This window comes from bacterium (assembly GCA_040753555.1).
Lineage (GTDB): Bacteria > UBA9089 > UBA9088 > UBA9088 > UBA9088 > JBFLYE01.
On sequence record JBFMDZ010000319.1, the window covers coordinates 1 to 1,677 of the forward strand.

The 1,677-nt window shown below is 36.1% G+C and carries 2 protein-coding genes; both read right to left on the reverse strand.

Going from position 1 to position 1,677, the window contains the following annotated elements; genetic code table 11:
- Positions 1-202 precede the first annotated feature (202 nt).
- Complete coding sequence (locus tag AB1630_13015; GenBank protein ID MEW6104707.1) at positions 203-1,354, reverse strand: SpoIID/LytB domain-containing protein; 1,152 nt, start codon at positions 1,352-1,354, stop codon at positions 203-205.
- A partial coding sequence (locus AB1630_13020) for a hypothetical protein (GenBank protein MEW6104708.1) occupies positions 1,351-1,677 on the reverse strand: 327 nt, incomplete at its 5' end. The genes AB1630_13015 and AB1630_13020, both read right to left, overlap by 4 nt.

A 1,677-nucleotide genomic window follows, 5' to 3' on the forward strand; every position in this document is an offset into this window, starting at 1 on the left:
CTTTTCATTAAACCCCTCTTTGAGAGAAGGTGTAAAAAAGTGCTTAAGTTTTTCTGGAATCCTGACGATCTTAATCATAGGGGCACCTCCAATTTGCTTTCTAATAAATAAATCGGAGTTTTTGCCTTTTTTCTTTAGAACTTTTTTGTCAAAGAACAATCAATTCAATTGAAACAATACTAACGACTTATCGAAAATTCGGTCAAGTTGAGTATACAAGATTATCTACATTGGGGTTTTGATAGCAAAAGGTTGATGGGTCTTTGTCTAATTCCCAATCCTTTGCATATTTATGATAACCAACAAGCCTTAAGGTATATGTTCCATTCATCTTGTTCTCCTTGATCATCTTGCCAGTAAGTTCTCCAGATGCCCTTCTGTATTTCATACTTCCAGTTTTTTCAAGGATTATGGGAACCTTTATCATCTTTTTATCCATAGATTCCAAATAAAGCTCTAATAACTTTCCAGATTCATCTGTCATCTGTTCTGAATATTCTATGGTTATTGTGATAGTGCTTGTGCCAAAGGAAGATGAGGTTGTGGATGTGCTTCTTGTGGGATTTGGGGGGTCTTTTTGATAGGGGTTGTCTTTATCATTATCCTTCCAAGAACTTTCGTATTTCTTCTTTCCTCGTTGTGTTGCTGTTACCTTCTTAACATAAGGAGGAACAGGGCCATAGTAGTGTTTGAGGATGTCTTGGTAGGTTAAATAATAAGGTTTTTCAGCCAAGCTTTTTGCTCCATATTGGGAGAGGCCAGCTCCGTGGCCTCCCTTGCCAGGTTGATTATTTTCAGGTGTTATAGTTTTTCTGCGTTCAGGGAAATAATTTTTCCAAATATACTCTGTATTGGAGGTATAATGTTCAGGAATAAGTTTACCTTCATAGTAATCTCCACTATGGCTGAAGAAGGTGGAATCTATGATTTCGTTGTTGTAGGTTATGCCAAGACCAGCGGTGTCATTTACAGCTTTGTTTGTGCTTGAAGGATATACACCATTTTTGAAATCTTGAGGAGATTTCCATACCTGACAACATTCAGTATTACACAAATATTTCCCATCTGAATGAACCTTTCCATTTTTCCAATAAACAGCATAGGTTCTTGCAACTACTGCTTGAGCCTTCAAAGCTTCTGCATCCCAATCTGGATTTATCTCTGCAGGAACTACCCCTTTAAGATATTCTTCAAATTGTAAGGTTGCAATACTTCCTACGGTGTAAGTACCTGTAGGTTTTGATATTTTAATTGTAATTTCAGGAGGACAATCTATTGGTTCAATCTCAATCTCTTTTAGTGCAAATATGCTTTGTGTTAGCAAGAAAAGAATAGTTATGACTGATAACCTCATTTCTTCACCTCCCATTTATATACATAAACCCCATTTTCTTTGGGTAATAATTGGTAAATATTGCCGTCCCTATCTATTGCTATCCTGTCTTTTTGTCCACCATATCTGTCTGTAAAATCTAGCTCATCAATGGATAATTTAACCCTTGCTAAAAGCTTGCCTTCTTTGCTATATTTATAAACCTCCAATCGCCATTCACTAGCTCCTATCCATGTGGTGTCTAAAAATAAATATAGACTTCCTTCTTTATCAACACTGATGGGCTTACTATAAGGATTATAATCTATTTCTTCTACCTTTCCTACAAGTTTACCAAATACATC

Excerpts from the sequence above, each read along its gene's own strand:
- AB1630_13015 (MEW6104707.1), bottom strand. The coding sequence starts at position 1,354 with ATGAGGTTATCAGTCATAACTATTCTTTTCTTGCTAACACAAAGCATA.